Annotated in this window: 15 protein-coding genes and 2 pseudogenes; 2 read left to right on the plus strand and 15 right to left on the minus strand. The window is 68.3% G+C overall.

All coding sequences use genetic code 11. The annotated features are described in order from the left end of the window. Window positions 1-2: 2 nt before the first annotated feature. The 9 genes from A5673_RS26885 to A5673_RS26925 all read right to left on the minus strand — a co-directional run bounded on the left by A5673_RS26885 (window position 3) and on the right by A5673_RS26925 (window position 10,451). Window positions 3-1,520, minus strand: a complete 1,518-nt coding sequence (locus tag A5673_RS26885) for an MlaD family protein (RefSeq protein ID WP_068239757.1) — start codon at window positions 1,518-1,520, stop codon at window positions 3-5. Further along, window positions 1,520-2,755, minus strand: a complete 1,236-nt coding sequence (locus A5673_RS26890) for an MCE family protein (RefSeq protein ID WP_082958978.1) — start codon at window positions 2,753-2,755, stop codon at window positions 1,520-1,522. The genes A5673_RS26885 and A5673_RS26890 overlap by 1 nt, the downstream gene beginning before the upstream one ends. Then, complete coding sequence (locus A5673_RS26895) at window positions 2,752-4,155, minus strand: MCE family protein (protein WP_068239763.1); 1,404 nt, start codon at window positions 4,153-4,155, stop codon at window positions 2,752-2,754. The genes A5673_RS26890 and A5673_RS26895 overlap by 4 nt, the downstream gene beginning before the upstream one ends. Beyond that, a complete protein-coding gene (locus A5673_RS26900; protein ID WP_068239766.1) occupies window positions 4,155-5,237 on the minus strand; it encodes an MCE family protein in 1,083 nt (360 codons plus the stop codon). The genes A5673_RS26895 and A5673_RS26900 overlap by 1 nt, the downstream gene beginning before the upstream one ends. Further along, on the minus strand, window positions 5,230-6,264 hold the full coding sequence (locus A5673_RS26905; RefSeq protein ID WP_255396659.1) for an MCE family protein: 1,035 nt from the start codon (window positions 6,262-6,264) through the stop codon (window positions 5,230-5,232). The genes A5673_RS26900 and A5673_RS26905 overlap by 8 nt, the downstream gene beginning before the upstream one ends. After that, window positions 6,261-7,454, minus strand: coding sequence for an MCE family protein (locus A5673_RS26910; protein WP_068239769.1), 1,194 nt, complete (start codon window positions 7,452-7,454; stop codon window positions 6,261-6,263). Before A5673_RS26910 ends, A5673_RS26905 begins: the two co-directional genes overlap by 4 nt. A 206-nt stretch (window positions 7,455-7,660) precedes the next feature. After that, a complete protein-coding gene (locus A5673_RS26915) occupies window positions 7,661-8,563 on the minus strand; it encodes an SDR family NAD(P)-dependent oxidoreductase (RefSeq protein WP_068239771.1) in 903 nt (300 codons plus the stop codon). Then, window positions 8,560-8,889, minus strand: a complete 330-nt coding sequence (gene fdxA, locus A5673_RS26920) for a ferredoxin (RefSeq protein WP_068239773.1) — start codon at window positions 8,887-8,889, stop codon at window positions 8,560-8,562. The genes A5673_RS26915 and fdxA overlap by 4 nt, the downstream gene beginning before the upstream one ends. Next, window positions 8,886-10,451 (minus strand): NAD(P)/FAD-dependent oxidoreductase, encoded by a 1,566-nt coding sequence (locus A5673_RS26925; RefSeq protein ID WP_068239776.1) that lies wholly within the window; start codon window positions 10,449-10,451, stop codon window positions 8,886-8,888. Before A5673_RS26925 ends, fdxA begins: the two co-directional genes overlap by 4 nt. A 140-nt stretch (window positions 10,452-10,591) precedes the next feature. Here A5673_RS26925 and A5673_RS26930 point away from each other — a divergent pair, with 140 nt between their 5' ends. Continuing rightward, complete coding sequence (locus A5673_RS26930; RefSeq protein WP_068239780.1) at window positions 10,592-11,191, plus strand: TetR/AcrR family transcriptional regulator; 600 nt, start codon at window positions 10,592-10,594, stop codon at window positions 11,189-11,191. Between the two features lie 87 nt (window positions 11,192-11,278). On the opposite strand, the gene A5673_RS26935 is transcribed toward A5673_RS26930, so the two are convergent. The 5 genes from A5673_RS26935 to A5673_RS26955 form a co-directional block, all read right to left on the minus strand. After that, window positions 11,279-12,913 carry a fatty acyl-AMP ligase gene (locus tag A5673_RS26935; protein WP_068239783.1) on the minus strand — a complete coding sequence of 545 codons (1,635 nt, stop codon included), beginning with the start codon at window positions 12,911-12,913 and terminating at the stop codon, window positions 11,279-11,281. A 256-nt stretch (window positions 12,914-13,169) separates the two neighbouring features. Then, complete coding sequence (locus tag A5673_RS26940) at window positions 13,170-14,126, minus strand: 4-(cytidine 5'-diphospho)-2-C-methyl-D-erythritol kinase (protein ID WP_197518483.1); 957 nt, start codon at window positions 14,124-14,126, stop codon at window positions 13,170-13,172. Between the two features lie 31 nt (window positions 14,127-14,157). Continuing rightward, window positions 14,158-15,072 (minus strand): 16S rRNA (adenine(1518)-N(6)/adenine(1519)-N(6))-dimethyltransferase RsmA, encoded by a 915-nt coding sequence (rsmA, locus tag A5673_RS26945; RefSeq protein WP_068239788.1) that lies wholly within the window; start codon window positions 15,070-15,072, stop codon window positions 14,158-14,160. Then, window positions 15,036-16,163 carry a resuscitation-promoting factor gene (locus tag A5673_RS26950; RefSeq protein WP_068239790.1) on the minus strand — a complete coding sequence of 376 codons (1,128 nt, stop codon included), beginning with the start codon at window positions 16,161-16,163 and terminating at the stop codon, window positions 15,036-15,038. Before A5673_RS26950 ends, rsmA begins: the two co-directional genes overlap by 37 nt. Before the next feature lie 175 nt (window positions 16,164-16,338). Then, window positions 16,339-17,190 (minus strand): TatD family hydrolase, encoded by an 852-nt coding sequence (locus A5673_RS26955; RefSeq protein WP_068239805.1) that lies wholly within the window; start codon window positions 17,188-17,190, stop codon window positions 16,339-16,341. Between the two features lie 18 nt (window positions 17,191-17,208). Here A5673_RS26955 and A5673_RS28805 point away from each other — a divergent pair. Beyond that, window positions 17,209-17,334: pseudogene (locus A5673_RS28805) on the plus strand (class I tRNA ligase family protein); the annotation flags it as partial. A gap of 33 nt (window positions 17,335-17,367) precedes the next feature. Here the strand turns inward: A5673_RS28805 and A5673_RS29765 are convergent. Then, window positions 17,368-17,819, minus strand: a pseudogene (locus tag A5673_RS29765) (class I tRNA ligase family protein); the annotation flags it as partial.

Here is a 17,819-nt window from a genome sequence, read left to right on the forward strand (position 1 = left end):
CCCTATCTCGGCAGCATGTCTTGCCACGACTTCGGCGCCCCGGCGGTCACCAGGTCGGATTGCCGGAACAATTGGCCGCCGGACGCCAGGTACTTGCCGGTCCGGGGGTCGTATCTGGCAACGCCGACAGGCGGATTGGCCGCCGGCCCGTCGGTCGTCAGCGAACTCGGCGCGGCGCCGGGCGGCGTTCCCGACGGCGCGGCGCCCGGCGGCAGCGGGGTCCCATCCACCGGGCCGTACGTGTGATCGCCGAACGTGGCCCGGTCATCGGGAGGGATGCCCTGCGAGATCAGGTTCGGATCCAACGGATAGGGACCAAGCGCATGCTGGCGCATGGCCAGCGGTTCGTAGGGCTTGTCGCTGTCGCAGATCTGCACGGTCGGCGCGCGTTTGCCGGGCTTGCCCATGCAGGGATAATTGCGGGCGCCGCGGACCGCGATCGGGGAGTCCTGGGGCAGTTTGCAATACAACCCGTCCGGTGTGTCGACCGTGGTCGTATCGGCGGGGGATCGCCACGACGACGGCGGCAGGAAGCCGACCGTGCACGGCGGCGGGTCGCCGATGCTGATCGCGAACTCGCCGAGCGCCATCCCGGTCGGGTTGTTCTTCGACAGACCCGACGCCTGCAGCGACGCGATCACCGGTGGCAGCAACACCAACAACTGCTGGACCGACGGGTTGTAGGTCACCAGGACCTGACCCACGGTGGTGAGGTTCGCCAACAGGACCGGCAGCGTGGGCTTGATCTGGTCGAGCAGGCGGGAGACCTCGTTGACGGCGCCCGGTCCGGTCTTCAGCAGCGTGCGCAGCTGCGGATCGTCGGTCGCAAGCGTGTGCGTCGCACCCGCCAGGCTGTGCGCCCAGGTGCGGATTGCGCCGGTCGTCCCGGCTTGTGAATCCAGCAGCGGCACAGCGTCATCGATGAGGGTCCGGGTCCGATCGGAGACGGGCGCCACGTCCCGGGTGAATTGGGCCGAGGAGTCGAGCAGCGAGCCGAGATCGTAGCCGGCCCCGTTGAGCCCCTTGAACGACTCGTCGAGCAACGCGCTCATCTTGTCCTTGGGGATGCTGTTGATCAGCGCGCTGACCCGGTCCAGCATCGGCCCGACGGCTTGCGGAATCGTGGTGCGCTCGACGGGGATGACCGAGCCGTCGTGGAGGTAGGGGCCGGCGTTGTTCCGCGGCCGCAGGTCCACGTACTGCTCGCCCACCGCCGAGACGCTGCGCACCTCGGCCTGCAGGTCGGCGGGGATCCGCACCGACGTGTCGAGCGACAGCGTCGCCTGCACCCCGCCGGGTCGCAGGTCGACCGCGGTGACCTTGCCCACCTGCACGCCACGGTAGGTCACGTTGGCGAATCGGTATATCCCTCCGCCGGAGGGCAATTCGAGTCGCACGGTGATGTGGTCGATGCCGAGCAGGGTCGGCGCCTGGATGTAGACCACGGCCATGGCAACGACGCCGAGGATCGACACGATCGTGAAGATGGCCAGTTGGATCTTGACGAGGCGCGTCAGCATCAGCCACCGGCCTGGTCTTGCGGCGGGAAATCGGTGGGCAGCGGGGCGACCGGAGCCGGCGGTGGCGGGCCGGGTTCCGTCCCGCCCGCGGTGGGCGCCGCCGGCGCCGGAACGCCTTGCGGCGGCGGTGGCGCCCCCGCGGCGGGCTGACCGTAGGTGAAGTTCAGGTATTCCGGTTCTCCCGGCGCCGGAACCAGTTTCGCGCCGACCTGACCCCACCGGGTGCCGAGCAGCAGCGTCCGCTTGACCCGGGGCAGCGTCAGGTCCGCGATCAGGAACATGTTCATGTAGTCACCGCGGACGCCTCGGTCGATCAGATTCTGGCCGTACGGAAAGGTCGTCGCCCAGGCCAGCGCGGTGTCCAGGTCGGGACCGATATCGGCGAGCGCCTTGATCGTCGGTTCCAGGTTCTTCAGGTTGTGCACCAGGTCGTCCCGCGTGTCGTTGACGAGCCCGGTCGCGGTGTCGCTGAAGACCCGCAACTTGTCCAACGCCGTCGTGAGGCGCGGCCGCTCCCGGATCAGCACGTCCAACGCCGGCGGTATCTTGTGCAGCGCCGCAGTGATCACGTCGCGTTGTCCGGCGAACGTGTCGGTGAGCCGATTCAGCTCCTGAATGAAGCCAATGAGGTTGTCGCGCTGCGTATCCAGCGTGCCCACGAAGTCGTCGAGCCGGATCAGCAGGTCGCGGATCTGGTCCTCGTGCCCGGCCATGGCGGCGCCGAAGTTGTGGATGATGTCGCCGATCTGCCCCAGCCCGCCGGCGTTGACCACCACCGACAACGACGAGAGCGTCTGCTCGGTCGACGGGTAGGTCGCGGACCTGTTCAGCGGAATGGTCGAGCCGGGTTGCAGCCGGCCGGTCGCGGCCTCGCCCGGCGGTGGGTTCAGCTCGAGATGCATCGACCCCAGCAGGCTGGTCTGCCCGACGCGGGCCACCGCGTTGGCGGGCACCACGGCGGAGGGTTTCACCGAGATCTCGACATCGGCGTGCCAGTCGCGAAAGGTCAGCCGATCGATGCTGCCGACGACCACGTCGTTGAGCAGCACCGGCGAATTCGCCTCGAGCGTGCTGACATTCGCCAACTCGACGTGGTAGACGGCCGCACCCGGCCCTCGCCCCACCGTGCCGGGCAGCGGCAGCGAGTTCAGCCCCTGGAACGCGCAGCCGGTCGCGGTCGACAGCACGACGGCGCCGGCGGCGATCGCCCGGCGCAGCTGCGGCACTGGGTTCATGGCTGCGGCCCTCCCACCGGTAGCAGCATGTCCTGCACGTTCGCGGGTTCGCGCGCCGGTAGGTCTTGCGTCCCGGTGCCCGTGGCCGTCGTCGGCGGCGGCTCGGGTTGCGCCGCACCGGGTATGCGTCCCAGCGGTGGGGGCGGCGGCGCCGCCGGCGGGGTGTCGCCCGGCAGGCCCGTGTAAGCGGACACCGCGGGCGGCAGCTCGGGTGGCGCGGCCCCCGGGCCCGCGCCGCCCGGCGCCAGGCGCGGCTCGGAATAGACGATGTTGTCGGGGTTGGCCGACTTCATCAGTACCATGCTCATCGGAAACGGCGGATAGTTGAAGTTGATCGCTCGCAGTGCCGGGCCGAGATATTGGGCGCACAACTTGCCGGTCTCGGTCGCGGTGGCGTTTTCCAGCGCCCCGATCTGTGCGCAGATGAACTGCACGGGGTTCGAGAAGTTGTTGAGCACAATCGATCCGATGGTGTCACCGGTGTCGGGGTTGTAGGCGTTGTAGAAATTGGCGAACGCGTTCGGGGCCACATGCAACAGGTTCTCCAGGTCCGTGCGATGGTCCACGAGGTTCTGCGTGACGTTGGCCAACCGCTGGATCTGTTCGGAAACCTGGTCGCGGCTTCGGGACACGAATCGTTGCACGTCGCCCACCACGCTCGACAGATCGGTCAGGGCGGCATCCAGCTCCGACCTGCTGTCGTCGAGCACGCTGGTGAGCGTGGCGAGCCGATTCTCGAACTGGACCACCTGCTCGTTGCTGTCGCGCAGCGCCGTGACGAAGACCTGCAGATTGTTGATGATGTCGACGATGTTGCCGCTGCCGTTGGCCAGGATTCGGCCCACCCCGGACAGCTGCGCCAGGGTCTGGCGCAACTTTTGGCCGTTGCCGCTCAACGCGCCCGCGGCGCTGTCGATGAACCGTGCGACCGACGGCGTCGACACCTGGCTGTTAGGTCCCAAATCTGTGGCCAGTCGCGTCAATTGGGTTTTCACCTCGTCCCATTCGACGGGTACCGCGGTGCGCTCCACGCCAAGCACCGCCCCGTCGGCCAGCGTCGGCCCGCCACCGCGGTAGGCCGGTGCCAGCTGGATGTAGCGCGCGGCGACCAGGTTCTGGGCGACGATCACCGCCTTGGCGTCGGCGGGGATGCGCACGTCGCGGTCGACATGAAGGGTGACCTTGACCAGGTTGCCCTCGGGGCGGATCGCCGTGATCTCGCCGACCCTGACGCCGGACACCCGCACCCGGTCGCCGGGGTAGATCGCGGTCGCGGTGGTGAAGTACGCCGTGATCGTCTTCGGCCGCAGGAACGTCCGGTAGGCAACGAAAGCCGTACCGCCGACTCCCAGCGCGACCAGCGCGATGGCCGCGATCACTACCAACCTGTTCCGCGGCATCAGTGCGGCCCCTGCGGAATCCCGTTGCGCGGCCAGGGGAATTCCGCGCGCGGTCCGGCGTTGTCCGGTGGTTGACCGGGGATGTCGCCCCTGCGGAACCCGAACGCGTAATCGAGGAACGGCTGGATGAACTGTGGCGGCATCACGTTCGGGGTGAACGATTGGTAGTAGAACCCGCTGGACACCGCCTCGCCCTGGGTGACCTCGTATTTGGCCAGGCCCGGAAGGGCTTTGGCGATGTTGTCGCGGTTCTTCTCGAGGACGGCCGTCACCGCGTTGAGCTTCTGCAACATGGGTGTCAGGGTCTTTTCGTTGTCGCGGACCAAACCGGACAGTTGCTTGGCGACGGCCGACACGTTCGCCAGCAGGTCGACGATCGCCTCGCGCCGCCGCGCCAGCACGTCGAGCAGGTCATTGGTGTTGAGGATCAACCTGTTCACCTGCTGGCTGCGTTCCGACAGGATGCCGGTCAGCGTGCTGGTGTCCTTGAGGACGTCGCCGAGCGTCTTGTTGCGGCCGTTGAGGGACTCCGACAGGCGGGTCAGGCCGTCGAACATCGGCCCCAATTGCGGTGCGACGCGGTCGATCGTCGCCGAGAGCGTGTCCAGCGACTGATTCAGCGATGCGGTGTCGGTGCCCGCGAGGTTTGTCGTGAGGTCGCTGACCGATTCGGTCAGGGTGTAGGGCGACGAGGTGCGTGAGACCGGGATGACGTCGGACGGGCGCAGCGCCCCGCTGCCCGTCGAATCGAGGGTGAGCACCCGCCGGCCCAGCAACGAACCCGTCCTGATGTGAGCGGTGCTGTACGACCCGAGCTTGACCTTTCCGCGCACGGTGAACGTGACCAGGGCGTTGCCGTCGCGCAGCTCGATGTCGGAGACCGTGCCGACTTTGATCCCGGATGTCGTCACGTCGTTGCCGACTTCCAGCCCGCCCGCTTCGGCGAACAGCGCCTGGTAACGGACGTCGGTCGCCAGCGAAACGAGTTGCTGCGGCTGCAGACCCACCGCGATGACGAGGAGTATCAGGACGATGCCGATGAAGCCGGCCCGGATCAGGTGGGCACCGCGGTACTTACTCATCGGGCTCCCCGCACCTGCCGCCGACCTGCCTGAGCCAGGGGAATACGGCGGTTCGGCCCTGCAGGTCGGAGACCCGGACGGTCATGCCGCAGATGTAGAACTGGATGAAGCTGCCGTACGCGCCGAGGCGGACGAGTTTGCGATAGTTGTTCGGGGCCTTTTGCAGCGCCACGTCGATCTGGTCCTTGCCCTGATCGAGCAGCGGCGCCAGGCGGCCCAATTGCTGCACGGTACCGGCCAGCGGCGGCCGCGCTTTCCTCAGCAGATCGGCGATGGACGCGGTTCCGTTGTCCAGCGAGTCGATCGCGGCGCCGATCGTGTCGCGATCTTGGGCAAGGCCGGTGGTCAACCGCTCGAGCCGGTCGATGGCGCCGGAGAACTTGTCGCCGTCCTTGACGAGCGTGGCGAGCACCGCGTGCATGTTGTCGATGAGTTGCTGGACCGTTCGGTTGTTGTCGGCCATGGCATTCGAGAACGACGATGTCTTCGAGAAGACCGAGTCCAGGGTGTCGCCTTCGCCTTGAAAGACGCGCACCAGCGACGAGGTGAGCGCGTTGACGTCCTGGGGATTGAGTCCCTGGACGACGGGTTTCAGGCCGCCGAGGAGCAGATCGAGGTCGAGGGCGGGTGCGGTGCGGTCGAGCGGAATCTGGGCACCCGCCGGCAACCGCCGGGTCGACCCGGCCCCCTCGACGAGCTCGAGGTAGCGGTCGCCGACCAGGTTGAGGTAGCGAACCGCCGCCTTGGTGCCGGTGGTGAGGGCCACGGTGCGATCGGCGTCGAACGTCACCAAAACCGTTTTGTCCGTGCGCAGTTCGACGCCGTTGACGGTGCCGACCCGGATGCCGGCCGCGCGCACGGAGTCGCCGACCTTGAGGCGCGAGACGTCGGAGAACACGGCGGAGTAGTCGTTGGTCGCGCCGGTGCGGTACTCGCCGAAGATGAAGAAGAGAAACGCGGTCAGCGTGGCCATCACGACGGCAAAGACGCCGAACTTGAATACCGTCGCGCGCGTCCCGCCGCTCACCCGGGTTGTCCGATCTGAGCGGAGTTGCGCGGTGGCCCGTCGATCGGTCCGTAGAGCAGTTGCTTGAGCCCGTCGGAATTGAGCAGGATGCCCTGGTTTCCGTACTGCCATGGGTTGGCGCCCACGTCGGTGACCAGGAACGGCGGCGCCGTTTCGTACGGCACGGCCGGCAGGTGTTGGTCCTGGCAATGCGGACCGCCCTTGGCCCCGACCTTCGGCAGGTGACCCGGGTATCGATAGCGTTCGAGTCCCAGCGTGAAGCTGACCGAAACCACGACGCCGGGGTCCGGTGGCGGCGGGTTCTTCGCCACGGGAAGCATTCCGGCGATCGCGCAATTCAGCGCTTCGTGATACTCGTTGGTGAGATCGGTCGTCGGCAACAGCAGTTGGACAACGTCGGTCAGGGCGCGCCGGTTGCCGCCCACGACGTCGTTCCCGATGTCGGCCAGCCCGATCGTGCTGATCAGCAGCGCATCGAGGTTGGCCTGCTGGTCCACGATCGTCTGACCGACCCGCGTCGCATTGTTGACGACCTCGACCAGGTCCGGTGCCCCATCGGCGTAGGCGCCGAACGCCTTTCGGGAGGCCGCGATGTCATGCCCCAGGTTGGCCAGGGCCGGATCCAGCTTGGCCAGAAACGAATCCAGATCCGCGAGCATCTGACCGATCTGGTGCCCGCGGCCGTTGAGCGCCGACGCGAGCGCGCCCAGCGTCTCGTTGAGCTCTTCCGGTTCGACCTTCGCCAGCACCGCGGTGAGTTCCTGAAACACCGTATTGATCTCCACCGTAACGTTTTTGGCGTCGAGCACCTGACCCGCCCGAAGCTGTTGCGCGGAGGGATCGGCCGGCGGAATCAGCTGGACGAACTTGGCTCCGAACACCGTCGTCGAGGCGATGTCGACGAGCACATTTGCCGGGATCAGACGCAGCTTCGACGGATCGATCGCCAGGTGAAGCGCCGCCTGGCCGTTCGGCCGCTCTTCGATGGACGAAACCGTACCGACCTGCACCTCGCGCAATTTGACCTTCGCGTCCGGATTCATCACCAGCCCGGCGCGGGGCGACAGCACCGTCACCGGCACGCTGTCCGTGAAGTCGCCGCGAAACGAGCCCGCGGCCAGCGCGATGACCCCGGCGATCGCCGCGACGGTCACCAGGCCCATCAAGGGGCGAACGGCACGCGCTGCCATCAGGTGGCCGCCGAGCTACGTGCCATCGCTACCGCGCACCCGGCCCGACCGCGTGCTGATCAGTCATGCTCGAGCTCCTTTTCGACAGTCCCCCGGGCTCCCCCGCCACAACCCCCCGCGAGTGACGCCAGAATATGTCAGTGCTGACTTAATTGGAAGACGTCAGTACTGACAAATTTGGCGAATTCGACCGCCCTGCGCGCGGGTTACGCCGGCGACGCTGCGGCGAAGCCACGGCCGAACCGCTCCACCATCTGCCAATACTCCGGAACATTGCCGTCACCGAGGAGGTCGACCAGCAGCCGCACCTCGGGGGGCAGCTGGCCGTTGACATCGGTGAAGCCGTACTCGCGGGCGAGGCGGGAGGCGAAGAACGATCGGCCGGTGCGGGCCATCCGGTCGGGGTCGGTGCACAGCGCGACGACGGCGCGGCCGGAGAACCGCGGGGACTCGCAGATGTCGAGGTCGAGCCCGAACAGCTGGCGCGACCCCGACGGGCCGTCGGTCGCGAAGGCGAGGATGCGGTCGGTGAGCACCAGGCCCGGCCACAACCCGATCACCGCCACGTTGTGCTCGCGCAGTTCGAGCGCCGTGTCGTGCGTGATCTTTTCGATGGCGGCCTTGGCCGCCCCGTAGGGCGTGGACAGTATGTAGTCCTCGCAGCCGTGCGAGGAGATGTTGACGATCAGCCCGCCCCCCTGCTCGATCATGAGCGGGGCGGCAAGGGCGGACGTCACGAAGTTCGCGCGGGGCCCTACCGCGAGGCTGTCGGTGATCGCCTGGAATGGCAGCGTCCAAAACGGCTGTCCCACCATCGATGTGAAGTCCGGCGACGCGACATTGACCACCACATCGAGCCGGCCCGCCTCCCGACGCAATTCGTCGAAGACGGCCACCACCTGAGCGTCGTCGGCGTGATCGCAGGGTCGGGCCACCGCGGCGCCGCCGAGCTCGGCGATCTGGTCGGCGGTCTGCTCGAGGCCGGCGGCGGTCCGGGCGGTGAGCCACACGGTGGCGCCCTGCCTGCCGAGCTCGATCGCGATGCCCTGCCCGATCCCCTGGCTCGCGCCGGTGACCAGGGCCATCGCGCCGTCGAGTGGTCGCGTCATTGGCCCTGACCTCCCATCGGCTGCAATTCCTTGACCGCCGACGGATCATGCTCGCACACACCGACTTTGGCCGCGCCGCCGGGCGAGCCGAGCTGTTCGAAGAAGTCGGCGTTGAGCCGCGTGTAGCCGCTGTAGTGGTCGGGCAGGTCATCCTCGTAGTAGATGGCCTCGACCGGGCAGACCGGCTCGCAGGCACCGCAGTCGACACATTCGTCGGGCTGGATGTAGAGCATCCGGGCGCCCTCGTAGATGCAGTCGACGGGGCACTCCTCGATGCACGCCTTGTCTTTCAGATCGACGCAGGGCTCGGCGATCACGTAGGTCATCGCGACATGTCCTCCAGCGCCTGGTGGGCGGCGTTGTAGCCGGGCGTGAAGGTGATCCCCGGTCCCCCATGGCATCCCGCGCCACCCAGGTAAAGCCCCTCGATGCCGAGGGGCAGGTCGAGGAAGCCCTTGGGCCCGGGCCGGTTGGGCCCCATCAGGTCCGGATGCAGCATGCCGTGGCAGAAGTCGCCGGCGGGAGCCGCGAACATCGTCTGCATGTGATACGGGGCAAAGGTGATGTGCCGGATCTGGATGTCGCGGAAGTTGGGCGCATAGCGGGTGATCTTGTCGATGACCTTCTCGGCCATCACGTTCTTGAGTTGGCCGTGGAGTTCGCGGGGGGTTTCGACGGGGAACGCGTAGGCGAACGCGCTCGCCGCGTGCTTGCCCGGAGGCGCCATTCTGGGATCGTGCACGGACGGGATCTGCATGCCCATCGACGGATTGTCGGGAATGATGCCCCGCTTGCACTCCTCCCATTGGCGTTGTTGTTCTTCGGGTGAGCCGAAGATGCCGATGGACGATTGCATGCCGGGTTCGTTGAGGAAGTCATACGGCGGGGCGAATTCGGGCAACCCGTCGAGGGCGAAGTGGATCTGGACGAACGGCGCCCGGTGGTCGCGTCCACTGAGCCGGGTGACCAGGTCCGCGGTCAGATGCTCGGCGCCGACCAGATCGATCATGGTCAAATCGGGCGACAGGTTGGACACGACGACCGGCGCGCTGATCTCGGAGCCGTCCTTGAGGCGCACGCCGGTGACGCGGTCGTTCTCGACGAGAATCTTCTCGACCTTGGCGCGATACCTGATTTCGCCCCCGTGGGAGACGAACAGGTCGTGCAGGTGCTGGCCCAGTGCCCCGATTCCGCCTTCGAGCTTCGTCATCATCGCGGTGCCCTCGTTCGGGACGGCCAGAGCGAACGCCAGACATGTCGCGCTGCCCGGCGTGTAGGGTCCGCGGTAGGTGGAGTTGATGGCGAGGAAGGCGAGCATGCCGCGCAGCACCGCATGCTTGTCCTTGTCGGGCAGGAAGCGGTCGATGGCATCCATCGCCGTCCCGAACAGCACCTCGTGAATGGCTCGGCGTTCGAATTCGTTTGCGGCGCAGGCATACATCTCGTCGAGCGTCTTGGGTGGCGTGCGCACCTCGAAGCGGCCGAGCGCCTTAGCCGGCCCCTGGCTCCAGCCGATCATCTCGGCCATGCCCGTGACCGCTTCGGTCCCGAGCTTCTCGGCGAGGTGGGTCATCAGCTGCATCGGGTCCCGGTAGAAGATCATGGGTTCTTCGCCGTTGTCGCCGAGGTTGACCGACTGGACCTCGGCGTCGACGGTGGGCAGGGTGTCCAGCCCCAGCTCTTTGGTGATGGCAGGGGCGGTGGGGAATTGGACCGAACCCGCGATCTCGTAACGGAATCCGTCGATCAGCTCGACCGTGGCCGCCATTCCGCCGCTGTAGGTGTTGGCCTCCAGGCACAGCGTGCGCATGCCGCCGCGCTGCAGGACCGCCGCCGCGGTCAACCCGTTGTGGCCAGCCCCGACCACGATCGCGTCATAATCCGTCATCGCTGATGCTCCTTCTCCGAATGGTCTGCGCAGCGACCTGGCCAGGCACCCGTCGCGCGGCGCCCCTAATATATGTCAGTACTGACTCAATTGGAAGATGTCGGCACTGACAGGCCAACGGATGTGATGGGATGCGGGGTATGACCGAGCGGACGAACCTGCACAAGCTGCGCCACAGCCGGACCCATGAGGCGCTGCGGCAGGTGGCCTTGAAGCGGTTTGCCAGCGAGGGCTTCGGCAACGTCACGGTGCAGCAGCTCGCGCGGGAGGCCGGCGTCACGGAGCGCACGTTTTTCCGGCACTTCCCCACCAAGGAAGCCGTGCTGTTCCAGGACTACGACACCCAGGTGGAGTGGCTGGCGGAGGCGCTGGCGCAACGGCCGCGCTCCGAATCGGTGTTCGACGCGGTGCTGGCCAGCATGGCCAGCTATCCGCACGACATGGAGCTGGTCCGGCAGGCGGCGCTCGCCCGCGCCGAACTGATCACCGGGGAGCAGATCGCCGGCCACCTGCGGGTGGTTCAGGCGTCGTTCGCCGCGGTGATCACCGACTTCGTCCGGCAGCGTTACCCCGACGTGGGGAACATCGACCTCGTCGCCGCCGTCGCCGGCTCCACGCTGGCGGCGGCCATGGTCATCGGGGTCGAGACGTGGGGGCGCAACGGCTGTGTCGAGGACTTGGGGGCCATCTCCGCCACCTGCCTGGACCTGGTGCGCACGGGGCTCGCCCCGCTGGCGTGACCCTTACCCATCCGCGAGCGTGCGTGTCCGTACGACGACACGCCGCAAACAGTGGCAATCTGCGCACGCTCGCGGCAAAAAAGCGAGCTAGCTGACCAGGCTGACCGAGGTGGAGCGACGCAGCTTGCCCGACGGCGTCTTCGGGATGGTGCCGGGGCCCAGCACCACGACGTTGCGCGGCCGCACGTCGACCTCGGCCACCACTTCGTGGGCGACCTGGTGCTCGATGCGGCGCACCTCCACCGGGTCCTGCCAGGCGTTGGACTCGACCGCCACGGCGAACGTCTCGCGGGAGTGGCCGGCATCCAGGCGGACCGCGACCGCGCAACCCGGCCGGACCCCCTCGACGCGGCCGGCGGCCCGCTCGATGTCGGTCGGATAGATGTTGCGGCCCGCCATGATGATCACGTCCTTGACGCGGCCGCAGACCACGACGTGGCCCTCCTCGGTCAGGTAGCCGAGGTCGCCGGTGTCGTACCAGCCGTGCTCGTCCTGGGCCGGGATGAAGCCGCCCATGGTGAGGTAGCCGGGCGTCAGCGACTCGCCGCGCAGCTCGATGACGCCGACGCCGCGCGCGGGCATCACGTTGCCGTTCTCGTCGATGATGCGGGCCTCGAGGTCCTTCAGCAGCGGACCCAGCGTGGCCAGCCGACGGGTGTTGCCCTTGGTGGCGGGCACGGCCCGGCGCAGGGCCGCCAGCAGGTCGGCGTCGACCTCGTCGACGACGAGCCCGGCGTTGCACTCGGAGAACGAGACGGCCAGCGTCGTCTCGGCCATGCCGTAGGCCGGCAGGATCGCCGAGGGCCGCAGCCCGAACGGCCTGCCCGCGTCGAGCAGGTCCTCGACGTCGGCGGGTTCGACGGGCTCGGCGCCCGACAGCGCGAACCGCAGGGTGGACAGGTCGAAATCGCCTGGCTTGGCGTTGCGGCGCAACCGCTTGGCCAGCAGCGCGTAGGCGAAGTTGGGCGCCGCGGTCATGGTGCCCTTGTACTTGTCGATGAGCTTGGCCCACAGCAGCGTGTCGCGCAGGAAGTCCATCGGCGTGACCTTCACCAGCTCCGCGCCGAAGTACATCGGAATCGTCAGGAAGCCGACCATGCCCATGTCGTGGAAGCAGGGCAGCCAGCTCACCATGACGTCCTTGTCGACGTCGTACTGGGCGCCGATGAACATGGCCTCGGCGTTCGAGTAGATGTTGCGGTGGGTGATCTGGACCGCCTTGGGCGATCCGGTCGAACCGGACGTCAGCTGCATCAGCGCCAGGTCGTCCTCGCCGACCTCGACCGGGTCGATCGGCTCCGACGCCAGCAGGTCGGCGACGGTGAGGACCGTGATGCCCTTCTCCTCGAGGACCGGGATGGCCACCATGAAGGGCTCGGAGACGATGACGGCCTTGGCCTCGATCATGCCGATGACGGTCATGGTGTCCTCGGCCCACATCGCCAGGTCGGTGCGCGGCGTGGGCTGGTGCAGCATGGTCAGGCTGGCGCCGCGCATCCACAGGCCCTGCGCGGTCGGGGCGATCTCCACCGGGAAGCCGGCGAGCACGCCGACGGCGTCGCCGAGACCGATGCCCGCGGCGGCCAGGCCGCCGGCGATGCGCCGGGCGCGCTCGTGAACCTCGCCCCAGGTGTGCCGGATGGGCGCGTGCGGTTCACCGGTGACCATGCCCGTCGTCACCGTGCGGGCATTGCGGAACATCTTGTCGGTAAACCTGCTCACAAAAACCTCCTCGGTTCCGGCAATTTCCCCAAGGCCTGGATTCTCATATTCCGCCTGCTGGCCGCCGCTGGGTAGCAGGCGCGCGAGCACAGTTGGGCGGCGGTTAGGTCTCGAAGCGGTGATGAGCCGACGAGTCCGCCGGGATGCCCGGCGGACAACGGAATCGAGTGGTCGTGCTTAGCGATGCTCGTCACCGGGAGCCATCTTAAACTCCTCTTAAGTAACTGCCAAACTGTGGCGCGCGGTGAGCGCGAATTCACACTTCAGTGGGTGTGGGCACGACGCGGGCGCCCGGCACCGGACCGCTCGCGACGCGGACGGTGCGACAGACGCCCTCGCCCGACAGCCGCGTTCCGACGTCGACCGCCTCGCCCGCCGAGGTGCACAGGAAGGCGCACGTCGGGCCCGAGCCGGACACGATGCCCGCCAGGGCGCCGGCCTCCACGCCCGCCCGCAAGGCGTTGCGCAGCGACGGGTTGAGGCTCACCGCGGCCGCTTGCATCTCGTTGCCCAGCAGCGGCGCGAGTTGCTCGGGGTCGCCGGCGGCCAGGGCGGCCAGCACCGGCCCCGGTTCATCGAGTCGCGGCGGATCCCCGCCGTCCCGGAGCCGGTCCAGCTCGGTGAAGACGTCGGGGGTGAGCAGCTCGCCGTCGGCGAACGCCAGCACCCAGTGGAAGCTGTTGCGGGACAGCACGGTGGCCAGCTCCTCGCCACGCCCGGTTCCCAACGCGGTGCCGCCGTGCAGGGCGAACGGCACGTCGCTGCCCAGCCGCGCGGCGAGCAGGTGCAGGTCCCGGCGCGGCACGTTGAGCTCCCACAGCGAGTTCATCGCGACCAGCACCGCGGCCGCGTCCGCGCTGCCCCCCGCCATGCCGCCGGCCACCGGAATGGACTTGTCGATCATGATCGAGACGTCGGGCGCCCGGCCGACATGGTCGGCCATCAGCTCGGCCGCCTGCCAGGCGAGGTTGCGCTCGTCGGTGGGCAACGTGCCGGCGCCCTCGCCGACGAGCTCGAGCGACAGCACGTCGGCGTTGCGGACGGTCACCTCGTCGAGCAGCGAGACGGCCTGAAACACCGTCGTCAGCTCGTGGTAGCCGTCCTCGCGGCGATCGTCCACCGCCAGGTACAGGTTCACCTTGCCCGGCACGCGGACGGTGACCGACCCGGTGGGCACCCACTGCGCGGCGGTGTTGCCGTCAGACACGATCAGCCCCGTCAGCCACGGCAGCAGACTATCGCGGTCAGCTCGCCGAAGCGTGCCCCGAAACGGCCGAACGCCGCAGCAAGCGCACGAAGTCGTCGATGGCCAGCGTCTCACCGCGGCGGGCCGGATCGATGCTGGCGGCCAGCAGCCGATTCGCCGATTCGTTGCCCGAGCCGGCCCACGCGGCGAACGCGTTGCGAGACGTCTTGCGCCGCTGCGCGAACGCGATGTCCACCAGCTCGAACACCTGCCGGCGGAAGGCGTCGTCGGTCGGCCACGGGGACGTCGGGTACCGGTCGATGCGAACCAGGCCGGAATAGACCCGCGGAATCGGCCAGAAGACCGTCGGCGAAACCGTGCCGCAGCGCCGAACCCGCCCGAAGAAACGAACCTTCACGCTGGGCACGCCGTAGTCCTTTCCGCCGGGCTCGGCGGCCAGCCGCTCGGCGACCTCGGCCTGCACCATCACCGTGACGACGCGAATCGACGGAAACTCGGCGAGCAGGTGCAGCAGCGCGGGGACGGCGACGTTGTACGGCAGGTTGGCCACCACGGCGGTGGGTTCGGCGGACAGCTCGTCGCGGCGCAGGGTCAGCACGTCGCGGTTGCACACCGTCAGCCGGTGGGCCTCACTGTGCGAATGCTCCGCGATGGTCTGCGGCAGCCGGCCGGCCAGCACCGGGTCGATTTCCACGGCCGTGACGGTGGCGCCCCGGTCCAGCAGCGCCAGGGTGAGCGAACCGAGGCCGGGACCGACCTCCAGGACGTGGTCGGACCGGCCGACGCCGGAGGCCGAAACGACCCGTCGCACGGTGTTGGCGTCGTGGACGAAGTTTTGCCCCAGAGCCTTCCGTGGCCGAAATTCCAGTTCTTTGGCCAGCCGCCTGACCTCGGTGCGCCCGAGGAGCCGGATGGTCAGCTCGCACCAGCTCTTCCGCTGCACACCGGCCAGGCACCCCAGCCCTGCCGTTCCCGGGTCACCTCGGCGACGGCGATCTGCTCCTCGCGGGTGGCGAGGTCAGCCCGCGCGGCGAACCGCAGCCCGCCGTTGCGCTCCCAGGTGCCCTGATCGAACTGCACACCCCCGTAATACCCGTTGCCGGTGTTGATCGCCCAGTTTCCGCCGGCCTCGCAGCCCGCGATGGCGTCCCAGATGGACCCGTTGCTCACCGGGGGCACGTCGGTGCCGGGCTTGGTGCCCACGCGCACCACGGCCTCGCGGGCCGGCGTGATCACCGTGTTGGCGACCGGCAGTCGCCCGGTCTCGACACCGTTGACGGTGGCCACCGCGAACGTCACGTCCTGCGTGCCCGGGCTGCCCGGGTCTTCGACGACCTGGCGGCTGATGTTCATTCCCGGGTCCTCGATCCGGTGCGCGGGCGGCTGCAGCGGGACCCGCTCGGTGACCCGCTGGATGCGGTTGCGGGTGACCTGGATCTGCATCCCGTCGACGATCGGGGTCGCGGCGCCCGGCGTCACCTGGTCGCTCTCCAGCAGCGGCGCGCCGGCGGCGTTCAACAGCGCCGCGACGTTGGGCGCCGGCAGGTGCACGGTGCGCACCGCGCCGCCGTCGTTGATCTGGACCGTCTTGGCGCTCACGACCGGCAGCGTCATCCCCGCCAGGGGCACCCGGCTACCGCGAGAGGCCGCGGCCGGCGCGGTGTCGGTCATCGCGAGCTGGGCCAGGGCCTCGTCGACGGTCGACGCCGTCGTCCACACCTGCTTAGCGTCGCGGCCGTCGAGCGAAATCTGTAGCGGGCGGCTGCGCCGCAACACGATGTTGGCGGCGTCGCGGACCTGCACATCGCCGGCGGGGTAAAGGTCGTCGCGATCGTCGACGTGGTAGCCGTTCTCGCGGACGATGTCGATCACCCGCGACTTCATGGTCGTCACCCGCATGGCCATTCCGTCCACGGTCAGCGTGACCGTCTTGGACGCGGACACCGCAAGGCCGCCGGCGCACCCCAGGACCAACAGCAGCGCTCCAACCAGGAGGCGCAATGTGGGCGATGAATTGTGATGAAGTTTTGTCAATACAGTCAACGCGCGCTACCCCGACCTCAGCAACCAGTCACGAACCACTCAGCAAGAAAATGACTACAAACGACAGCGGGGCCGTGGGGCCCCGTCCGTACGATCACAAGACGGTAACGAACCGGCCAATGTTGGGCAACTCCGGCGCGACGGTGTTAGGGAAATTACCCGCCGATGGCGCCGGTCACGAGGCCAGCCCGTAAACCCGCCGAGCATTGCTGGTCGTGATGCGCGCCAAGTCCTCCGGCCGACGCTCCAGCAGTTCAGCGATCGCCCGCACAGTATAGGGAAGGCAGTACGGCTCGTTAACTGCGCCCCGGTAGGGGTGCGGCGTCAGAAACGGCGCGTCGGTTTCCACCAAAAGCTGCTCCAGCGGTATCAGCGGCACCGCCTCCCGCAGGGCGCGGGCGTTGCGGAAACTCACGGTCCCCGACAGGCTCAGCAACCACCCCGCGTCCACGCAGCGGCGGGCCATCGCGGCATCCGAGGAAAAGCAGTGAAAGATCACGACGTCGGGGGCGCCCTCGGCGGCCAGCACGTCGAGAATCGCGGCGTCGGCCTCCCGGTTGTGGATCATCAGCGGTTTTCCGCACCGCTTGGCCAGGTCGATGTGCCACGCGAAGGCTTCCCGCTGCACGTCGGGCTCCGCGCAGCCGTCCAGGCGGCCGGGCCAATACAGGTCCATTCCGGTTTCGCCGACGGCCACCACCCGGGGCAGGGCGACCAGTCGTTCGATCTCGGCGCGGGCCGCGTCGTCCAGCGCGTTCGCGCGGGTCGGATGCAACGCCACGGCGCCGTAGACGCGGGGATCCCAGTCGACGGCGCGCGTGACCCAGCGCGCCGAGTCCAGGTCGTCGGCGATCGTGACCACCGCCTCCACCCCGACGGCCGCCGCCCGGTCCACGATGGCCCGCACTCCCGCGGCGTCGCTCGCGCCGCACGCGTCGAGATGGGTGTGCGCGTCGATCAGGGGCGCCAGCGGTTCGGGCGCCGGCGGCGCCTCGCGTTTACCAGAGCGGTTGGAGCTCACCGCCACACAATAGGGTGAGTCCCGATGAAGCCCTACTACGTCACCACCGCGATCACGTACCCCAACGCCGCGCCGCACCTGGGGCACGCGTACGAGTACATCGCCACCGACGCCATCGCGCGGTTCAAGCGGCTCGACGGTTTCGACGTACGCTTCCTGACCGGAACCGACGAGCACGGCCTGAAGGTCGCGCAGGCCGCCGGAGACGAAGCTGACCACCTCGTTGCGCCGCACCTCGGGCGCGATGAAGTCGGGGTTCGCCTCGTAGTGGGCCAGCAGCTTGTCGGTGTACGCCGACAGCCGAAAGAAGTAGGTCTGTTCCTCGGTCCAGGTCACCGGTGTGCCGGTTTCGACGGCGATCCGCGTCCCGTTCACCACCTCGGTCTCCGATTCGACGAAGAACCTCTCGTCGCGCACCGAATACCAGCCCTCGTACGTGTCCAGGTAGATGTCGCCGGCGGCGGCCATCCGCCGCCAGATCTCCTTGGACGCCTCGTGGTGGTCGGCGTCGGTGGTGCGGATGAACCTGTCGAAGGAGACGTCGAGCCGCTCCTGCAGCCGCTGGAACACGTCGGAGTTGCGGCGGGCCAGTTCGGCGGTGGGCAGCCCTTCGGCGGCGGCGGCCTGCGCGACAC

This window comes from Mycobacterium sp. E3198 (genome assembly GCF_001667015.1).
GTDB lineage: Bacteria > Actinomycetota > Actinomycetes > Mycobacteriales > Mycobacteriaceae > Mycobacterium.

Coding starts and splice junctions, on each gene's coding strand:
- A5673_RS26885 (WP_068239757.1), bottom strand. CDS start 1,520: ATGCTGACGCGCCTCGTCAAGATCCAACTGGCCATCTTCACGATCGTG.
- A5673_RS26890 (WP_082958978.1), bottom strand. CDS start 2,755: ATGAACCCAGTGCCGCAGCTGCGCCGGGCGATCGCCGCCGGCGCCGTC.
- A5673_RS26895 (WP_068239763.1), bottom strand. CDS start 4,155: ATGCCGCGGAACAGGTTGGTAGTGATCGCGGCCATCGCGCTGGTCGCG.
- A5673_RS26900 (WP_068239766.1), bottom strand. CDS start 5,237: ATGAGTAAGTACCGCGGTGCCCACCTGATCCGGGCCGGCTTCATCGGC.
- A5673_RS26910 (WP_068239769.1), bottom strand. CDS start 7,454: ATGGCAGCGCGTGCCGTTCGCCCCTTGATGGGCCTGGTGACCGTCGCG.
- A5673_RS26915 (WP_068239771.1), bottom strand. CDS start 8,563: ATGACGCGACCACTCGACGGCGCGATGGCCCTGGTCACCGGCGCGAGC.
- fdxA (WP_068239773.1), bottom strand. CDS start 8,889: ATGACCTACGTGATCGCCGAGCCCTGCGTCGATCTGAAAGACAAGGCG.
- A5673_RS26925 (WP_068239776.1), bottom strand. CDS start 10,451: ATGACGGATTATGACGCGATCGTGGTCGGGGCTGGCCACAACGGGTTG.
- A5673_RS26930 (WP_068239780.1), top strand. CDS start 10,592: ATGACCGAGCGGACGAACCTGCACAAGCTGCGCCACAGCCGGACCCAT.